Below are 17,333 nucleotides of genomic sequence, written 5' to 3'. Positions count from 1 at the left end.
TATAACTCAATGCACGGCTGGTTCCTCCTGATCGGGAAGGAGCACCATGCGTACGGGTGTCTGGCTGGTGGGAGCACGCGGCTCGGTCGCGACCACCAGCATCGTGGGGGCGCTCGCCCTGCGGTCCGGGCTCACCGGCCCGACCGGCTGCGTCACCGAGCTGCCCGACCTGCGGGGGCCCGCCCTGCCGGCCTTCACCGACCTGGTCCTCGGCGGGCACGACGTCGTCACCACCCCGCTGGCGAAGCGGGCCGAGACCCTGGCCGCCGCCGGCGTGCTGCCCGGCCGGCTGGTCGCCGCCCTCCCCGACGAGCTGGCCGCCGTCGAACGCGAGCTGCGTCCGGCCCCCGCCGGCGGCACCCAGGCGGACCGGGCCGCCGCGACCGTACGCGACCTCACCGGCTTCCGCCGCCGGCACGGGCTGGACCGGGTGGTGGTGGTCAACGTCTCGGCCACCGAACCCGCCGCCCGCCCGCACCCGGGCCACGCCGACCCGGGCGCGCTGGCCGCCGCGCTCGCCGGCCCCGACGAGGTGCTGCCGCCCAGCTCCCTCTACGCGTACGCGGCGGTGCGGGCGGGCTGCCCGTACGTCGACTTCACCCCGTCCACCGGGCTGCGACTCCCGGCCCTGGTGGCGCTGGCCGCCGAGCGCGGGATCCCGTACGCCGGGCACGACGGCAAGACGGGGGAGACGCTGGTCAAGTCCGTGCTCGCGCCGATGTTCGCGATGCGGCACCTGGCGGTGCGCTCCTGGTCCGGGGTCAACCTGCTCGGCGGCGGCGACGGCGCCACCCTCGCCGACCCGGCGGCCAACGCGGCCAAGGTGGAGAGCAAGCAGCGGGTGCTCGGCGAGACCCTCGGCCACCTGCCGCAGGGCGGCACCCGGATCGAGTACGTCGAGGCGCTGGGCGACTTCAAGACCGCCTGGGACCTCATCACGTTCGCCGGGTTCCTCGGCACCGGGATGCGGATGGAGTTCACCTGGCACGGCTGCGACTCCGCCCTGGCCGCGCCCCTCGTGCTCGACCTGGCCCGACTCACCGCCGCCGCGCACGCCGGCGGCCACGCCGGCCCCCTGACCGACCTCGCCTTCTTCTTCAAGGACCCGCTCGGCACGCCCACCCACTCGCTGGCCGACCAGTGGGCCCGACTGTGCGGCTTCGCCCACCGGCTGCACGCGGGAGGCACCGATGCCGCGCCTCGCTGACCTCGCCGAACTGGTCCGGGCGCCGGCCGCGCTCTCGGTGCCCGGGGACGTCGTCGCCGGGGCGGCGGCCGCCGGCACGCTCGGGCGGCGTACGCCCGCGCTGGCCGCCGCGTCCGTCCTGCTCTACTGGGCGGGGATGGCCGCCAACGACTGGGCCGACCGCCGGCTGGACGCCGTCGAACGCCCCGAGCGGCCCATCCCCAGCGGCCGGGTGGCCCCCGGGGCCGCGCTCGGCCTCGCCGCCGGGCTCACCGCCGCCGGGGTCGCGCTGGCCACCGCCGCCGGTGGCCGGCGCGCCGCGACTGTCGCGGTCCCGCTCGCCGCCGCCGTCTGGGGGTACGACCTGGCGGCGAAGTCGACGGCCGCCGGCCCGGCCGTGATGGCCGCCTGCCGGGGGCTGGACGTCCTCCTCGGCGCGACGGGTGGACGGGTGCTGCGGGCGGTGCCGGCGGCGGTCACCGTGGCCGCGCACACATGGACGGTCACCGCGCTCTCCCGCCGCGAGGTCACCGGCGCCGACGCCGCGCTGCCGCTGCGTACCCTCGCCGGCACCGCCCTGGTCGCCGCGGGCGCCGCCGTGCCGCGCGTTGCCCCGCCGGTGCGGGACCGCCGACCCGACGCGGATGTCGCACCGCCCGGCCGCGCCGGCCGGCGGGGTCCGGCCACCGCGCTGCCGGCGCTGCTGGCCGGCTGGTACGCGGCCCGCTACGGCGCGGCCCAGGCCCGGGCGGCGGCCGACCCCCGCCCCGGCCGGGTGCGGGCGGCGGTGGGAGCCGGGATCACCGGGCTGCCCGCGTTGCAGGGTGCCCTCACCGCACGCGCCGGGGCCGGGCTACTGGGGCTGGCGGTGGCGGCGGCCGCGCCGCTCGGCGGCCGGCTCGCCCGAAGGATCTCCCCGACATGACCGCCCCGACGCGTCCCGCTCCGGGCCTCCGGGCCACGGCGGTGGCCGGCCCGGCCGACGGCGACGGCGGGCTCCGGTTCGGCTACGGCACCAACGGATTCGCCAACCACCGGCTGACCGACGCGCTCGCCGTCGTCGCCGACCTGGGCTACCAGGGCGTCGCGCTCACCCTGGACCACGACCACCTCGACCCGTTCGCGCCCGCGCTGGCCCGTCGGGTGGCGGCCGTCGCCCGCCGGCTCGCGGCGCTCGACCTCGCCGTGGTCGTCGAGACCGGTGCCCGCTACCTGCTCGACCCGTGGCACAAGCACGCCCCGACGCTGCTGCACGACGACCCGGCGCGGCGCGTCGAGTTCCTGCGCCGGGCCGTGCGGATCGGCGCGGACCTGGGCGCGGAGGCCGTCTCCCTCTGGTCCGGCGTACGCCCCGACGCCGTCGCACCGGAGACCGCCTGGGACCGGCTGGTCGCCGGCTGCGCGACGGTGCTCGACGCCGCCGAGGCGGCCGGCACGACCCTCGGCTTCGAGCCGGAGCCGGGCATGCTGGTCGAGGACATCGCCGGCTGGCGCCGGCTGCGCGCGGCGCTCGGCGACCCGGCCCGCTTCGGCATCACCCTCGACATCGGGCACTGCCGCTGCCTGGAACCGCGAGGTGTCCCCGAGTGCGTACGCGAGGTCGGCGCGTACCTGGTCAACGTGCAGATCGACGACATGCGCCGGGGCGTGCACGAGCACCTGGAGTTCGGCGCGGGGGAGATCGACTTCCCGCCCGTGCTGCGGGCCCTGGGCGACGCCGGCTACCGGGGCCTGGTCGCCGTGGAGCTGCCCCGGCACTCGCACGCCGCCCCCGCCGTCGCGGCCCGCTCGCTCGACTTCCTGCGCGCCGCCGCGACGGAGGCGGCACGCCCGGAACCGGGTGCCACCGCGACGGAGGCGGCACGCCAGCGACGGTGACGGGCCACGTCGGCAGCACGAGGGAGGAGACGGGATGACACCGGATCAACTGCGGGCCGCGCTGCGGGGCGTACCCGAACCCGACTGGCTGGACGAGGCGCTGCGGCGGGTGGCGGCCGAACCGGCGACGATCGACCGGTTCTTCCCCGCCGCCGGGCGGCGCTGCGGCCGGGCACCGCTGCCCGGGGCGCCAGGCTGGAGCGCCGACGAGGCGGCCCGGGCCCTGCTGCTGGCCGCGCTGCCGACCGACCACGCGGCCCACGCCGGGACCCGCTACCGGCAGGGCGACGCCGCCGAGAAGCGGGCCGTGCTCAAGGCCCTGCCGCTGCTGCCGGTCGGCGCGGCCGGGACGCCGCTGCTGCACGACGCGATCCGCACCAACGACACCCGGCTGCTGGCCGCCGCCCTCGGCCCGTACGCCCGGCACCTCGACCCGGCCGCCTGGCGGCAGGCGGTGCTCAAGTGCGTCTTCACCGGCGTGCCGCTGGCCGTGGTGCACGACCTCGACGCCCGCGCCGACGGCGAACTCGCCGTGATGCTCGCGTCGCTGGCCGCCGAGCGGCAGGCCGCCGGGCGCGCCGTGCCGGCGGACGCGACCGACCTGCTCACCCGGCTGCGCGAAATCCAGGAGGCCTGATGCGCATCTTCGACCCGCACATCCACATGACCTCGCGGACCACCGACGACTACGAGCGGATGGCCGCCGCCGGTGTCCGGGCGGTGGTGGAGCCGGCGTTCTGGCTCGGCCAGCCCCGCACCAGCCCCGCCTCCTTCGCCGACTACTTCGACTCGCTGGTCGGCTGGGAGCCGTTCCGGGCCGGGCAGTTCGGGATCCGCCACCACGCCACGGTCGCGCTGAACCCGAAGGAGGCCAACGACCCGCGCTGCCGCCCGGTGCTCGACCTGCTGCCGCGCTACCTCGACAAGGACGCCGTGGTGGCGGTCGGCGAGATCGGCTACGACTCGATGACGCCGGAGGAGGACGAGGCGTTCGCCGCCCAGCTCGCCCTGGCCGTGGCCCACGACCTGCCGGTCCTGGTGCACACCCCGCACCGGGACAAGGCGCGGGGCGTCGAACGCAGCCTCGCCGTCGTCGCCGAGTCCGGCGTCGCGCCGGGCCGGGTGGTGCTCGACCACCTCAACGAGGTGACGGTGGGGCTGGTCCGCGACACCGGCTGCTGGCTGGGCTTCTCCATCTACCCCGACACCAAGATGTCCCCGCCGCGCATGGTGGAGCTGCTGCGGGCGTACGGGACCGAGCGGGTGCTGGTCAACTCGGCGGCCGACTGGGGGCGCTCGGACCCGCTGCTCACCCGGGCCACCGGGGAGGCGATGCTGCTGGCCGGCTTCACCGACGACGACGTGGACCGGGTGCTGTGGCGCAACCCGGTCGAGTTCTACGGCCAGTCCGGGCGGCTCGACCTGACGGACCTGGAGCACGCCGCCGCCGACCCGCCGATCGGCACCTGGGCGGGCAACTCGATCCTGCGCGGCGGCAGCTGATGCGGCTGCGGCACGCCGGCGGCGACACCGTCCACCTCGGCTACTGCACAAACGTGCACCCCGCCGAGGACCTCGCCGGCATCCTGCGCCAACTGGACACGCACGCCGAGCCCGTACGCGAGGCGCTCGGCGCCGACCTGCTCGGCCTCGGGCTGTGGCTGGCCGCCCCGGTCGCCGCCGAGCTGGCCGCCGACCCGGCCGCCCGCCGCCGGCTGCGGGCCGCGCTTACCGCCCGGGGGCTGGAGGTGGTCACGCTCAACGGCTTCCCGTACGCGGCCTTCCAGGCTCCCGTGGTCAAGGGCGACGTCTACCACCCCGACTGGACGACGGGCGGGCGGCTCGCGTACACCCTGGACCTGGCCCGGGTGCTCGCCGACCTGCTGCCCGACGACGCGGCCCGGGGTTCGGTCTCCACCCTGCCGCTGGCCTGGCGGAGGCCCTGGGACGCCGCCCGCGCGGACGCCGCCCGCCACCGGCTCGACCAGCTCGCCGCCGGTCTCGCGGCCGTCGAGCGGGCGACCGGCCGCAGCGTGCGGGTCGGGTTCGAGCCGGAGCCGGGCTGCGTGGTGGAGAGCACCGGGCAGGCCGTCGCGGCCCTGTCCGGCGTGGACACCGACCGGCTCGGCGTCTGCCTGGACCTCGCCCACCTCGCCTGCGCCTGGGAGGCGCCGGCCGAGGCGCTGGGCCGGCTGCGCGCCGCCGGGCTGCCGGTGGTGAAGGTGCAGGTCTCGGCCGCCATCGAGGCGCCCGCCGGGGCCACGCCGGCGCTGCGCCGCTGGGTGGAGCCGCGCTTCCTGCACCAGACCCGCGCGGCCGGCTGCGCGGGGGCGGCGGATCCCGCCGACCCCGCCCACGCCGCCGACGACCTGGACGCCGCCCTGGCCGCGCGGCTGCCCGGCCCGTGGCGGGTGCACTACCACGTGCCGCTGCACGCCCCGCCCGAGCCGCCGCTGGGCTCGACCCTGCCGGTGCTGCGCGCCGCGCTGGCCGCGCTCTACGCCGGGCCGGAGGCGGGCTGCGACCACCTCGACGTCGAGACGTACACCTGGGGGGTGCTGCCGGCCGCGCGGCGCCCGCGCACCGACGCGGAGCTGGCCGCCGGCATCGCCGCGGAGCTGGCCTTCGCCCGCGCCGAGCTGCTCGCCCTGGGCCTGGCGCCGGCGGGCCGGGCGACCCCGGCGACTGCGGAGGTACGGCGATGAGCGGGCGGCTGGTGGTGCTGGACGTGGTGGGGCTGACCCCGCGCCTGCTGGCGCACATGCCCCGGCTGCGCGCGGTCGCCGACGCCGGCTTCCGCGCGGAGCTGGGCACGGTGCTGCCCGCGCTGACCTGCCCGGTGCAGTCGACGTTCCTCACCGGGGAGCTTCCGGCCGGGCACGGGATCGTCGGCAACGGCTGGTACTTCCGGGACCTCGGCGAGGTGCTGCTCTGGCGGCAGCACCACGCCCTGGTCGGCGGCGAGAAGCTGTGGCAGGCGGCCCGCCGGGTCGAGCCGGGCTTCACCGTCGCCAACGTCTGCTGGTGGTACGCCATGGGCGCCGACGTGGACTGGACGGTCACCCCCCGCCCCGTCTACCGGGCGGACGGGCGCAAGGAGCCGGACTGCTACACCGACCCGCCGGAGCTGCACGACGCCCTCACCGACCGGCTCGGCACCTTCCCGCTGTTCAGCTACTGGGGGCCGGGCGCCGGGCTGGCGTCGTCGGCGTGGATCTGCCGGGCCGCCGAGCGGATCCTCGCCGACCACGCGCCGGACCTGACCCTGGTCTACGTCCCGCACCTCGACTACGACCTGCAACGCTTCGGCCCCTCGTCGCCCCGGGCCGCCGCGGCGGCGGCCGAGCTGGACGGGGTGCTCGGGCCGTTGCTGGACGCCGCCCGCGCCCGGGACGCGACAGTGGTGGTGCTCTCCGAGTACGGCATCACCGACGTGTCCCGGCCGGTCGACGTCAACCGGCTGCTGCGCGCCGAGGGACTGCTGCGGGTGCACACCCAGGCCGGCATGGAGTACCTCGACCCGTGGACCTCGCGGGCCTTCGCGGTGGCCGACCACCAGGTGGCGCACGTCCACGTCCGCGACCCGGCCGACGTGCCGGCGGTGGCGGCGCTCTGCGCGGGGCTGCCCGGGGTGGCCGAGGTGCTCGACGCCGACGGCCGGGCCGCGCACGGGCTGGACCACCCGCGCGCCGGCGAACTGGTCCTCGTCGCCGAGCCGGACGCCTGGTTCACCTACTACTACTGGCTCGACGACGCCCGCGCGCCCGACTTCGCCCGGCTGGTGGAGATCCACCGGAAGCCGGGCTACGACCCCGCCGAGCTGTTCTTCGACCCGGCCGCGCCGGGTGCGGCGAAGCGGCGGGCCGCCGTGGCGCTGGCGCGCAAGAAGCTCGGGATGCGCTACCTGATGAGCGTGGTGGGGCTGGACGCCGGCGCCCGGGCGGTGCGCGGGTCGCACGGCCGGCTCCCGGCCGACCCCGCCGACGGGCCGGTGCTGCTCTGCTCCGATTCGTCCGCCGCCCGGGACCGGGTCGCCGCGACCGAGGTCAAGGCACTCCTGCTGGAGCTGGCGGGGCTGGCGCCGCCGGCGATCCCCGGCCCGGTCCCGCTGCCGCGCCGCGCCACCCCGCCCTCGGCCACGCCGCCCACCCCGGCGTCGGCCGGGCCGTCCGGGGAGGAGGCGTGACCGCCGTCGTCGCCCCGACCGACACGAGCGGGCTGCGGGCCCGGTGCGACGCCGCGCTCGCCGCCTTCCTCGACCGGCAGGGCCGGGACTGGCCGGACGGCGCGCCCCGGGGCGTCTTCACCGCGCTGCACCGGTTCGTGCTGGCCGGCGGCAAGCGGCTGCGCCCGCTCTTCTGCTACTGGGGATGGCGGGGTGCGGGCGGCCCCGACGGCGCCCCGATCGTGACGGCCGCCGCCGCGTTGGAGCTGTTCCACGCGTTCGCGCTGATCCACGACGACATCCTGGACGGCAGCGACCGCCGCCGGGGCGGGCCGTCGGTGCACCGGCTCTTCGCCGACCTGCACGCCCGCTCGTCCTGGCGCGGCGACCCCGAGGCGTACGGGCGCAACACCGCGCTGCTCTGCGGCGACCTCTGCGCCGCCTGGTCCGACCAGATGTTCCACGAGTGCGGCCTGGACGCGGGGCGGGTGCACCGGGGGTACGCGGTCTACGCGCTGATGCGCACCGAGGTGATCGCGGGGGAGTACCTGGACCTGGTCTCCGGGGTGGGCGACGGGTCGGTGGCGAGCGCGCTGACCGTGGTCCGGATGAAGGCGGCCCGCTACACGGTCACCCGGCCGTTGCAGATCGGGGCGACGCTGGCCGGGGCCGGGCCGGAACTGCTCGCCGCGCTGGCCGAGTTCGGCGACCCGCTGGGCGACGCGTTCCAACTGCGCGACGACGTGCTGGGGGTCTTCGGCGACCCGACGGTCACCGGCAAGTCGGTCCTGGACGACCTGCGGGAGGGCAAGCCGACGGTGATGATGGCGCTGGCCCGCGGCGCCGCCGACCGGGCGCAGGCCGCGCGGCTGCGGGAGCTGTTCGGCAACCCGGCGCTCGACGGCGACGGTGCCGCCGAGCTGCGGAAGATCATCGAGAGCACCGGGGCCCGCGAGCGGATCGAGGAGATGATCCGGGTACGCGCGGAGGCCGCCCTGGCTGCCCTGGGGTCCACCCCGGTGACCGCCGAGGCCCGTGCCGCCCTGACCGCCCTCGCCGCCCAGGCCGTCGACCGTCCCCACTGAGTCGCGGCTGCGACAGGCGGCGACTTTTGACGGGATCGACGAAAGTTGGTGCCGAATCGGCGGAAGGTATGGACACATCGATGCTCGCCATTTAATGTCGGGCCATCACGAATCTGTTTCGTCGAGGTGAACCGGCGGCGCGGGAACCCATCGACTGGTGACCTCCGATCGATGGGGTCCACTCCATCCCTCGCAGGTCGCGGCCAGCCGGGCACGGCACCCCGGCGGGCCGACCGCATCCCCCGCTACGGCATCCGGCGCGACGGCGCGCGCCCGCCCTGGCAGTCACTCGTCAGGAAGGGACGGCACACCCATGTCCACCCAGGACGCCCCCACCCCACGGCTCCGACGACGGCTCTCCGCCGCCTCGGCGCTGCTGCTGGCCGCCACCGCCGGCACGGTCGCCCTCGGCGCCGGCCCGGCCACACTGGGCGGCCCCGGCCCGGCCCAGGCCCACCCCATCGTCGGCACCGACTTCCAGCAGGTCACCCTCGCCAAGGGCGTCGCCGAGGTGGGCGAGCCCATGACGATCGCGGTGCTGCCCGACCGGTCGGTCCTGCACACCGCCCGCAACGGCACCGTCCGGCGTACGGACTCCGCCGGCACCACCTCCGTGATCGGCACGCTGCCGGTCTACACCCACGACGAGGAGGGGTTGCAGGGCGTCGGGGCCGACCCGAACTTCGCCAGCAACCGGCACATCTACCTCTACTACGCCCCGCCACTGGCCACCCCGGCCGGCGACGCGCCGGCGACCGGCACCGACTTCTCGGCCTGGCAGGGCGTCAACCGCCTCTCCCGGTTCACCCTCAACGCCGACTTCACGATCAACACCGGCAGCAAGGTCGACATCCTCGACGTGCCCGCCGACCGGGGCATGTGCTGCCACGTCGGCGGCGACATCGACTTCGACGCCGCCGGCAACCTCTACCTCTCCACCGGCGACGACACCAACCCGTTCGACTCCGCCGGGTACGCGCCCATCGACGAGCGCACCAACCGCAACCCCGCGTACGACGCGCAGCGCAGCGCGGCCAACACCAACGACCTGCGCGGCAAGATCCTGCGGATCAAGGTGAACGCCAACGGCACGTACTCGATCCCGGCGGGCAACATGTTCGTCGACTCGGACGCGCGGACCCGCCCCGAGATCTACGCGATGGGCTTCCGCAACCCGTTCCGGATGAGCGTGGACCGGGCCACCGGCATCGTCTACGTGGGCGACTACGGCCCGGACGCCGGCACCACCAGCGCCCGGGGGCCGAGCGGCCAGGTGGAGTTCAACCGGGTCACCGGGCCCGGCAACTACGGCTGGCCGTACTGCACCGGCACCAACACCGCCACCGAGACGTACGCCGAGTGGGACTTCGCCGCCGGGACCGGTGGGGCGAAGTACAACTGCTCCGGCGGGCCGACCAACAACTCGTTCCGCAACACCGGCCTGCCCACCCTGCCCGGCGCGAAGCCGGCCTGGATCCGGTACGCCGGCGACGCCGGCACCCCGCCCGAGTTCGGCGGCGGCTCCGAGTCGCCGATGGGCGGCCCCGTCTACCGCTACGACGCCGCGCTGAACTCCACCACCAAGTTCCCGCAGTCCTTCGACGGGCAGTTCTTCGCCGGCGAACTCGGCCGGGGCTGGGTCAAGCCGATCCACCTCAACGCCGACGGCAGCCCGGGCGGCATCGACACGTTCCCGTGGAACGGCAAGCAGATCATGGACATGGCGTTCGGGCCCGAGGGCGCGCTATACATCCTCGACTACGGCACCGGCTACTTCAACGGCGACGCCAACTCGGCGCTCTACCGCTACGACTACATCGCCGGCGGCAACCGGGCGCCGACCGCCGTCGCCGCGGCCGACAAGACCTCCGGCGCGGCCCCGCTGACCGTGAACTTCTCCTCGGCCGGGTCCAGCGACCCGGAGGGCGGGGGGCTCACGTACTCGTGGGCGTTCGGCGACGGCACCAGCTCGACGGCGGCCAACCCCAGCAAGACGTACACCGCCAACGGCACCTACCAGGTCACCCTGACCGTCCGCGACCCGCAGGGCGCCACCGGCACGGCGAACGTGCAGATCGGCGTCGGCAACACCGCGCCCACGGTCACCATCAACAGCCCGGCCAACGGCAAGCTGTTCAGCTACGGCGACACCGTGCCGTTCAGCATCACGGTGACCGACCCCGAGGACGCCGCCATCGACTGCACCAAGGTCAAGATGACGTACGTGCTGGGCCACGACAACCACGGCCACCAGATCACCTCGAAGAACGGCTGCTCCGGCTCGATCACCATCCCCGTCGACGGTGAACACGACGACGCGGCGAACATCTTCGCCGTCTTCGACGCCGAGTACACCGACGCGGGCGGGCTGACCACGCACAAGCAGCACACCCTCCAGCCGCGCAAGCGCCAGGCGGAGCACTTCAAGACCTCCTCCGGCGTCGGCACCTTCGACAAGGGCACCGCCGAGGGCGGCAGGACCGTCGGCGACATCAACAACGGCGACTGGATCGCGTTCGAGCCGTACCGGATCGACAACGCGACCTCGTTCAGCGCCCGGGTCTCCTCGGCCGGCGCCGGCGGCACCCTCCAGGTGCGGGTCGGCTCGCCCACGGGCACCGTGCTCGGCTCCGCCACCGTGCCGGTCACCGGCGCCTGGGACGCGTTCACCACGGTCAGCGGCAGCATCTCCGGGGCGCCGGCCAGCACCGGCACGCTCTACCTCACGTTCGCCGGCACGGGCACCGGCGCGCTCTACGACGTGGACACGTTCGCCTTCACCACCGGCTCGGCGGGGGTCCGCACCGGCCCGGTCGTCGGGCTCGGCGGCAAGTGCCTCGACGTACGCAACGCGGCCACCGCCGACGGCACCCAGATCCAGATCTACGGCTGCAACGGCACCGCCGCGCAGACGTGGACGGTGACGCCGAACTCGACGGTCAAGGCGCTGGGCAAGTGCCTGGACATCTCCGGCGGCGGGTCCGCCGACGGCACAAAGATCCAGCTGTACGGCTGCAACGGCACCGGCGCCCAGAACTGGTCGGCCCAGGCGGACGGCACGCTGAAGAACCCGCAGACCGGCAAGTGCCTGGACGTCTCGGGCAACACCCCGACCGACGGCCAGCCCGTGCACCTGTGGACCTGCCACACCGGCGCCAACCAGAAGTGGACCCTGCCCTGATCTGAGGCGGGGAGGGGCCGCCGCGCCCCTCCCCGCCCCGGCCGGCCCTCGACAGCCCCGGCAATTGGAGAGCGACATGCGCAGACTCCTCCGACCCCTCCTCGGCGCGGCCACCGCCGTCCTCGCCGTCCTCGCCTGCACCACCCCGGCCACGCCGGCCAGCGCCGCCGACGCCCCGTACGACGTGCTGGTCTTCTCCAAGACCGCCGGCTTCCGGCACGACTCCATCGCGGTCGGCACCCAGGCGATCCGCGACCTCGGCGCCGCCAACAACTTCACCGTCACCGCCACCGAGGACGCCGCCCAGTTCACGACCGCCAACCTGTCCCGCTTCGAGGCGGTGGTCTTCCTCAACACCACCGGCGACGTGCTCGACGGCACGCAGCAGAGCGCCTTCGAGTCGTACATCGGCGCCGGCGGCGGGTACGTCGGCGTGCACGCCGCCGCCGACACCGAGTACGGCTGGTCCTTCTACGGCAACCTGGTCGGGGCGTACTTCGCCTCGCATCCGGCCATCCAGCCGGCGAACGTGAAGGCGGAGAACCGGGCGCACCCGGCGACCGCGCACCTGCCGCAGACCTGGAACCGCACCGACGAGTGGTACAACTACCAGACCAACGCCCGCTCCACGGCCCGCGTGCTGGCCACCCTCGACGAGTCCTCCTACTCGGGCGGCTCGATGGGCGCCGACCACCCGCACTCGTGGTGCAAGACCTACAGCGGCGGCCGGGCCTTCTACACCGGTGGCGGGCACACCCAGGCGTCGTACGCCGAACCGGCCTTCCGGTCCCACCTGCTCGGCGGCATCCGGTACGCGGCCGGCCGGGCCAAGGCCGACTGCCGGCCCGAGACCGGCTACACGCCGCTCTACAACGGCTCCACCACCGGCTGGTCCCAGGCCGGGCCGGGCAGCTTCAGCAACGCCGACGCCACCCTCACCTCGGTCGGCGGGATGGGCCTGTACTGGTACAGCGCGAAGCAGTTCACCAACTACTCGCTGAAGCTGGACTGGCGGCTCGCCGGCGACGACAACTCCGGCGTCTTCATCGGCTTCCCGCCGTCGAGCGACCCCTGGTCGGCGGTCAACAACGGCTACGAGGTGCAGATCGACGCCACCGACGCGGCCGACCGCACGACCGGCGCCGTCTACACCTTCAAGTCCGCCGACATCGCCGCCCGCGACGCGGCGCTGAACCCGCCGGGGGAGTGGAACACCTACGAGCTGCTCGTCGAGGGCGAGCGCCTCCAGGTCTTCCTGAACGGCGTGAAGATCAACGACTTCACCAACACCGACCCGGTCCGCTCGCTCGCCGGCCACATCGGGCTCCAGAACCACGGCACCGGCGACGACGCCTCGTTCCGCAACATCCGGATCAAGGAACTCGGCGTCAACCCGCCGGTCGGGAACACCGTCCAGGCCGAGGCGTTCAGTTCGGCCTCCGGGGTATCGCCGTTCACCAAGGCCGGCGCGAACGGCGGGCAGACCCTCGGCCACATCGACCCGGGCGACTGGGCCGCGTACGCCGGGCTCGACCTGACCGGCACGACGTCGCTGCGGGCGCGGGTCGTCTCCGGCGGGGCGGGCGGCACCATCCAGGTGCGTACGGGCTCCGCGACCGGCACCGTCCTCGGCTCGGTGGCGGTGCCCAACACCGGCGGCTGGAACACCTTCGCCGACGTCACAGCCGCCCTCTCCGGTGTGCCGTCCGGCACCGGCACGCTCTACCTGACCTTCACCGGCTCGGGCACGGGGCTCTTCGACGTGGACGACTTCACGCTTGTCAAGTCCGGCGGCAGCGGTGGCGTCGGGCCGATCCGCGGCCTGGGCGGCAAGTGCCTGGACGTACGCAACGGCGCCGCGGCCGACGGCACCCAGATCCAGATCTACGGCTGCAACGGATCCACGGCGCAGACGTGGACGGTGACGCCGAACTCGACGGTGAAGGCGCTGGGCAAGTGCCTGGACGTCTCCGGCGGGGCGTCCGCCGACGGTACGAAGATCCAGTTGTGGACGTGCAACGGCACGGGGGCGCAGAACTGGTCGGCCCAGGCGGACGGGACGCTGAAGAACCCGCAGACCGGCAAGTGCCTGGACGTCTCGGGCAACAACCCGGCCGACGGTCAGGCCGTGCACCTGTGGACCTGCCACACCGGCGCCAACCAGAAGTGGACCCTGCCCTGATCCGCTGACCTCCCGTTCCTCCCCGCGATCCCGCGGTCCGCGCCCGGCACGGTGTGCACACCGGGAACGGACAGCCGCAGGATCGCGGGGAGGGGCGGGGGCTTTCGTGGGGGGCCCGGCGGTCCTAGAGTGGGGTCGGCGACCGTGGCGGTTGCCGGTGACCGGCGGGAGGCGCAACCCGGCGGGTCCAGGTGCATCCGCACCCACCGGTGTCCCGCCGTGGCCCGCCGCCGCACCGGCCCGGCCGGTCGCCCTCGCCCCGGTCACGCACCCACGGAATCCCCCATCAACACAGGGGAGAAGCACCATGGCGCGACCCATCACGCTCTTCACCGGCCAGTGGGCCGATCTTCCGTTCGACGAGGTGTGCCGCCTAGCCTCCGAGTGGGGCTACGACGGGCTGGAGATCGCCTGCTGGGGCGACCACTTCGAGGTCGACAGGGCACTCGCGGACGACTCGTACGTCGAGCGGAAGCGCGAGACCCTGGCGAAGCACAACCTGAAGGTCTTCGCGATCTCCAACCACCTGGTCGGCCAGGCTGTCTGCGACCACCCGATCGACGAGCGGCACCAGGGCATCCTGCCCGCCCGGATCTGGGGCGACGGCGAGCCCGAGGGCGTACGCCGCCGCGCCGCCGAGGAGATCAAGGACACCGCGCGGGCGGCGGCGAAGCTCGGGGTGGACACCGTCGTCGGCTTCACGGGCTCGTCGATCTGGCACACGCTGGCGATGTTCCCGCCGGTGCCACCGTCGATGATCGAGCGCGGCTACCAGGACTTCGCCGACCGGTGGAACCCGATCCTGGACGTCTTCGACGAGGTGGGCGTGCGCTTCGCCCACGAGGTGCACCCGAGCGAGATCGCGTACGACTACTGGACGACGAAGCGGGCGCTGGAGGCGGTCGGGCACCGGCCCGCGTTCGGGCTGAACTGGGACCCGTCGCACTTCGTCTGGCAGGAGCTGGACCCGGTGAACTTCATCTTCGACTTCGCCGACCGGATCTACCACGTCGACTGCAAGGACGCGAAGGTGCGCACCGGGGACGGGCGGCGGGGCCGGCTCGCCTCGCACCTGCCGTGGGCGGACATGCGGCGCGGCTGGGACTTCGTCTCCACCGGCCACGGCGACGTGCCCTGGGAGGACTGCTTCCGGGCCCTGAACGCGATCGGCTACGCCGGCCCGATCTCGATCGAGTGGGAGGACGCCGGGATGGACCGCCTCGTCGGCGCCCCGGAGGCGTTGCAGTTCGTCCGCCGGCTCGCCTTCGACGCCCCGGCCGCGGCCTTTGACGCCGCGTTCACCAGCAAGGACTGACCGCCCGGGGTCGTACCCCGAGCGGGCCGGCGTCGGGGGCCCGCACACGAACGGGCCGGTCGCCCTGAGGCGACCGGCCCGCGCGAAGGTGCGATCAGAGGGTGCTGCCGTTGGTGCCCGAGCTGGACGGCTTGCTACGGGGCGTGGCGGTGGTCGACCCGGAGGTCGAGGCCGTGCTCGACGACCCGGTGGAGCTCTTCGCGCCGACCGTGGCCGGCGTGCCGGCGAACGCGTCGTCGGCGGCGGTCAGCTCCTGCTTGTGGCCGTTGCTGCTGAGCTTCTCGCCCAGCTTCGACTGGCCGAGCTTGTCCTTGCCCTCGCTGTAGAGGCGGGTCGCCTGGGCCTGCGCGACACCGGCCGCCTCCTGGACGGTCGGGTGGTCGAGCACCTTGCGGCCCCGGATCACCAGCTCCTCGTACTTTTCCCGACCGGCACGGGCGCCCAGGACGAATCCCGCAGCCAGCCCGCCAAGGAACATCATCTTTCCGCGCATGGCGGCTCCTTCCGTACCTGACGCGCCGTCGACCGACGGTTACCCCGCCGGAGGCGACCAAATCGCGCCTGCCTTCTCTGTCTGCAGCTAACTACCCATCCTGCTCTCCGCTCATACCTCCTTGTGCCGGGATGACGATTTGTCCAGGTTTATTGTCGTGTGCGCGGGCGCCGACCGAAGCGGTAACCCCCTGGACCAACACCCCCCGGAATCCTGTACTCTTGTGCCGTCGCACGGCGCAGCGAGATCGGCGCCGGACGACGCAACGGTCCCCCGTAGCTCAATTGGCAGAGCAGCCGGCTGTTAACCGGCAGGTTTTTGGTTCGAGTCCAAACGGGGGAGCTTCCACACCAGACGCCCGTCGGCCACGCCGGCGGGCGTTCGCCGTTCCCCACGCCGGCCGTCGCCCGCGCCCGTCGTGGCGGGGATCGTGCCCGCCAGGTGCGGGACGACCTGTTTCGCCCACCTCCGGGGCGCGCGCCCGGCAGGATGGTCGCTGTCGACTTGGACTCCCGCTGCGTCGATTGGTGCGTCGATTCGTGGGTAGGTGAGTGGCCGGGCCGGCTTTTCCCGGACCGACGGAGAGCGGGAGGTGCGCGATGCTCGCCGAGACCGACGTCGTCGTGGTCGGCGGCGGCCTGGCCGGGCTCGCCGCGGCCCGGCGGCTGCACCGCGCGGGTGTGCCGTGGCGGCTGCTGGAGGCCGGCGGCCGGCTCGGCGGTCGGGTCGCCACCGACGCGGTCGACGGCTACCTGCTGGACCGGGGCTTCCAGGTGCTCAACACCGCGTACCCCCGGATCGGCGCACTGCTCGACGTCGACCGGCTGCGCCTCGGACACTTCACCTCCGGTGTGCTGGTGCGCAGGGGCGACCGGCTGGTCCGCCTGGTGAACCCGCTGCGCGAACCCACCGGCGCGCCCGGCACCGCGCTGGCCGGCGTGGGCTCCCTGCTCGACCGGCTACGGTTCGCCGCGCTCGCCACGGGCTGCGCCACCCTGCCGAAGGAACGGCTGCTCGCCGCCCAGGAGACCACCACCGAGGCCGCGCTGCGCCGCGCCGGCCTCTCCGACGCGATCGTCGAGGAACTGCTGCGGCCGTTCCTGTCGGGGGTCCTCATCGACCGCGAGCTGGAGACCTCCAGCCACGTGCTCGCGATGGTGCTGCGCTCCTTCGCCCGGGGCCGGATCGGCCTGCCCGCCGAGGGGATGGCCGCGCTGCCCCGCGCCGTCGCCGACCCGCTCCCCGCGGAGCTGATCGACCTGGACACCCCGGTCGCCGAGGTCGCGCCCGGCCGGGTCCGCACCCAGGCCGGCGACCTCCGCTGCCGCGCCGTCGTGGTCGCCGTGGACCCGCCCGCGGCGGCCACGCTGCTGCCGGGCCTGCCGGCGGTACGCACGCACGCCTACACGACCTACTACCACAGCACGCCGGAGCCGCCGCTTGACGAGCCGATCCTGCTCCTCGACGGCGACCGGCGCGAGATCGTCGCCAACACGGTGGTGGTCAGCAGGGCCGCGCCCACGTACGCGCCGGCGGGGCGGCACCTGGTCGCCACCTCGGTGGTCGGCCCGTCGGCCCCGCCCGAGCCGACGGTACGGGCGGAACTCACCCGGCTCTACGGCCGGTCCACGGCGGACTGGACCCATCTGACCACGGCGTCCATCCCCGACGCGCTGCCCGCCGCGCCCCCGCCGCAGGGGCGGCTGCGCAAGCCGGTGGCACTGGGGGAGGGACTGTTCGTGGCCGGGGACCACCGGGACAGCCCCTCCATCCAGGGTGCCCTCGCCAGCGGCTGGCGGGCCGCCGGGGCCGTCCTGTCGGAGCTGCGTACCGGCTGAACGGAGGGTC

At 74.6% G+C, this 17,333-nt stretch carries 13 protein-coding genes and 1 tRNA gene; 13 read left to right on the top strand and 1 reads right to left on the bottom strand.

The annotated features are described in order from the left end of the window. Positions 1-46 precede the first annotated feature (46 nt). From AC0OO9_RS07315 to AC0OO9_RS07265, 11 genes are all read left to right on the top strand, one after another. Positions 47-1,207, top strand: a complete 1,161-nt coding sequence (locus AC0OO9_RS07315; protein ID WP_484516510.1) for an inositol-3-phosphate synthase — start codon at positions 47-49, stop codon at positions 1,205-1,207. Beyond that, positions 1,191-2,111, top strand: a complete 921-nt coding sequence (locus AC0OO9_RS07310; protein WP_484516508.1) for an SCO3242 family prenyltransferase — start codon at positions 1,191-1,193, stop codon at positions 2,109-2,111. Before AC0OO9_RS07315 ends, AC0OO9_RS07310 begins: the two co-directional genes overlap by 17 nt. Then, the gene (locus AC0OO9_RS07305; protein ID WP_484516506.1) at positions 2,108-3,064 is read left to right on the top strand and encodes a sugar phosphate isomerase/epimerase family protein; all 957 of its coding nucleotides are present in this window, start codon (positions 2,108-2,110) and stop codon (positions 3,062-3,064) included. The genes AC0OO9_RS07310 and AC0OO9_RS07305 overlap by 4 nt, the downstream gene beginning before the upstream one ends. A gap of 34 nt (positions 3,065-3,098) precedes the next feature. Then, positions 3,099-3,701 carry an EboA domain-containing protein gene (locus AC0OO9_RS07300; RefSeq protein WP_484516504.1) on the top strand — a complete coding sequence of 201 codons (603 nt, stop codon included), beginning with the start codon at positions 3,099-3,101 and terminating at the stop codon, positions 3,699-3,701. After that, positions 3,701-4,567, top strand: a complete 867-nt coding sequence (locus AC0OO9_RS07295) for a TatD family hydrolase (protein ID WP_484516502.1) — start codon at positions 3,701-3,703, stop codon at positions 4,565-4,567. Before AC0OO9_RS07300 ends, AC0OO9_RS07295 begins: the two co-directional genes overlap by 1 nt. Next, positions 4,567-5,769 (top strand): metabolite traffic protein EboE, encoded by a 1,203-nt coding sequence (eboE, locus tag AC0OO9_RS07290; RefSeq protein WP_484516500.1) that lies wholly within the window; start codon positions 4,567-4,569, stop codon positions 5,767-5,769. The genes AC0OO9_RS07295 and eboE overlap by 1 nt, the downstream gene beginning before the upstream one ends. Continuing rightward, positions 5,766-7,250, top strand: a complete 1,485-nt coding sequence (locus AC0OO9_RS07285; protein WP_484516498.1) for an alkaline phosphatase family protein — start codon at positions 5,766-5,768, stop codon at positions 7,248-7,250. Before eboE ends, AC0OO9_RS07285 begins: the two co-directional genes overlap by 4 nt. Beyond that, positions 7,247-8,314, top strand: coding sequence for a polyprenyl synthetase family protein (locus AC0OO9_RS07280; RefSeq protein ID WP_484516496.1), 1,068 nt, complete (start codon positions 7,247-7,249; stop codon positions 8,312-8,314). Before AC0OO9_RS07285 ends, AC0OO9_RS07280 begins: the two co-directional genes overlap by 4 nt. A 313-nt stretch (positions 8,315-8,627) precedes the next feature. Further along, a complete protein-coding gene (locus tag AC0OO9_RS07275; RefSeq protein WP_484516494.1) occupies positions 8,628-11,495 on the top strand; it encodes a PQQ-dependent sugar dehydrogenase in 2,868 nt (955 codons plus the stop codon). Positions 11,496-11,571: 76 nt separating this feature from the next. Next, entirely contained in the window at positions 11,572-13,677 is a 2,106-nt protein-coding gene (locus AC0OO9_RS07270; RefSeq protein ID WP_484516492.1) for a ThuA domain-containing protein, read from the top strand. Between the two features lie 307 nt (positions 13,678-13,984). Continuing rightward, on the top strand, positions 13,985-14,992 hold the full coding sequence (locus AC0OO9_RS07265) for a sugar phosphate isomerase/epimerase family protein (RefSeq protein WP_151455397.1): 1,008 nt from the start codon (positions 13,985-13,987) through the stop codon (positions 14,990-14,992). A 94-nt stretch (positions 14,993-15,086) separates the two neighbouring features. Here the strand turns inward: AC0OO9_RS07265 and AC0OO9_RS07260 are convergent, their stop codons facing one another. Further along, on the bottom strand, positions 15,087-15,485 hold the full coding sequence (locus tag AC0OO9_RS07260) for a hypothetical protein (protein WP_357578147.1): 399 nt from the start codon (positions 15,483-15,485) through the stop codon (positions 15,087-15,089). A gap of 269 nt (positions 15,486-15,754) precedes the next feature. Here AC0OO9_RS07260 and AC0OO9_RS07255 point away from each other — a divergent pair. Both AC0OO9_RS07255 and AC0OO9_RS07250 read left to right on the top strand, forming a co-directional pair. Further along, positions 15,755-15,827 (top strand) — tRNA-Asn (locus AC0OO9_RS07255). 257 nt (positions 15,828-16,084) lie between these two features. Next, positions 16,085-17,323 carry an NAD(P)/FAD-dependent oxidoreductase gene (locus tag AC0OO9_RS07250; protein ID WP_484516490.1) on the top strand — a complete coding sequence of 413 codons (1,239 nt, stop codon included), beginning with the start codon at positions 16,085-16,087 and terminating at the stop codon, positions 17,321-17,323. Positions 17,324-17,333 lie beyond the last annotated feature (10 nt).

It is taken from the genome of Micromonospora sp. USAFONa4 (assembly GCF_057197825.1).
Note: the sequence above shows the minus strand (reverse complement) of the source record. Positions and strands in the feature narration are given on the sequence as shown.

Coding starts and splice junctions, on each gene's coding strand:
- AC0OO9_RS07315 (WP_484516510.1), top strand. CDS start 47: ATGCGTACGGGTGTCTGGCTGGTGGGAGCACGCGGCTCGGTCGCGACC.
- AC0OO9_RS07310 (WP_484516508.1), top strand. CDS start 1,191: ATGCCGCGCCTCGCTGACCTCGCCGAACTGGTCCGGGCGCCGGCCGCG.
- AC0OO9_RS07305 (WP_484516506.1), top strand. CDS start 2,108: ATGACCGCCCCGACGCGTCCCGCTCCGGGCCTCCGGGCCACGGCGGTG.
- AC0OO9_RS07300 (WP_484516504.1), top strand. CDS start 3,099: ATGACACCGGATCAACTGCGGGCCGCGCTGCGGGGCGTACCCGAACCC.
- AC0OO9_RS07295 (WP_484516502.1), top strand. CDS start 3,701: ATGCGCATCTTCGACCCGCACATCCACATGACCTCGCGGACCACCGAC.
- eboE (WP_484516500.1), top strand. CDS start 4,567: ATGCGGCTGCGGCACGCCGGCGGCGACACCGTCCACCTCGGCTACTGC.
- AC0OO9_RS07285 (WP_484516498.1), top strand. CDS start 5,766: ATGAGCGGGCGGCTGGTGGTGCTGGACGTGGTGGGGCTGACCCCGCGC.
- AC0OO9_RS07275 (WP_484516494.1), top strand. CDS start 8,628: ATGTCCACCCAGGACGCCCCCACCCCACGGCTCCGACGACGGCTCTCC.
- AC0OO9_RS07270 (WP_484516492.1), top strand. CDS start 11,572: ATGCGCAGACTCCTCCGACCCCTCCTCGGCGCGGCCACCGCCGTCCTC.
- AC0OO9_RS07265 (WP_151455397.1), top strand. CDS start 13,985: ATGGCGCGACCCATCACGCTCTTCACCGGCCAGTGGGCCGATCTTCCG.
- AC0OO9_RS07260 (WP_357578147.1), bottom strand. CDS start 15,485: ATGCGCGGAAAGATGATGTTCCTTGGCGGGCTGGCTGCGGGATTCGTC.
- AC0OO9_RS07250 (WP_484516490.1), top strand. CDS start 16,085: ATGCTCGCCGAGACCGACGTCGTCGTGGTCGGCGGCGGCCTGGCCGGG.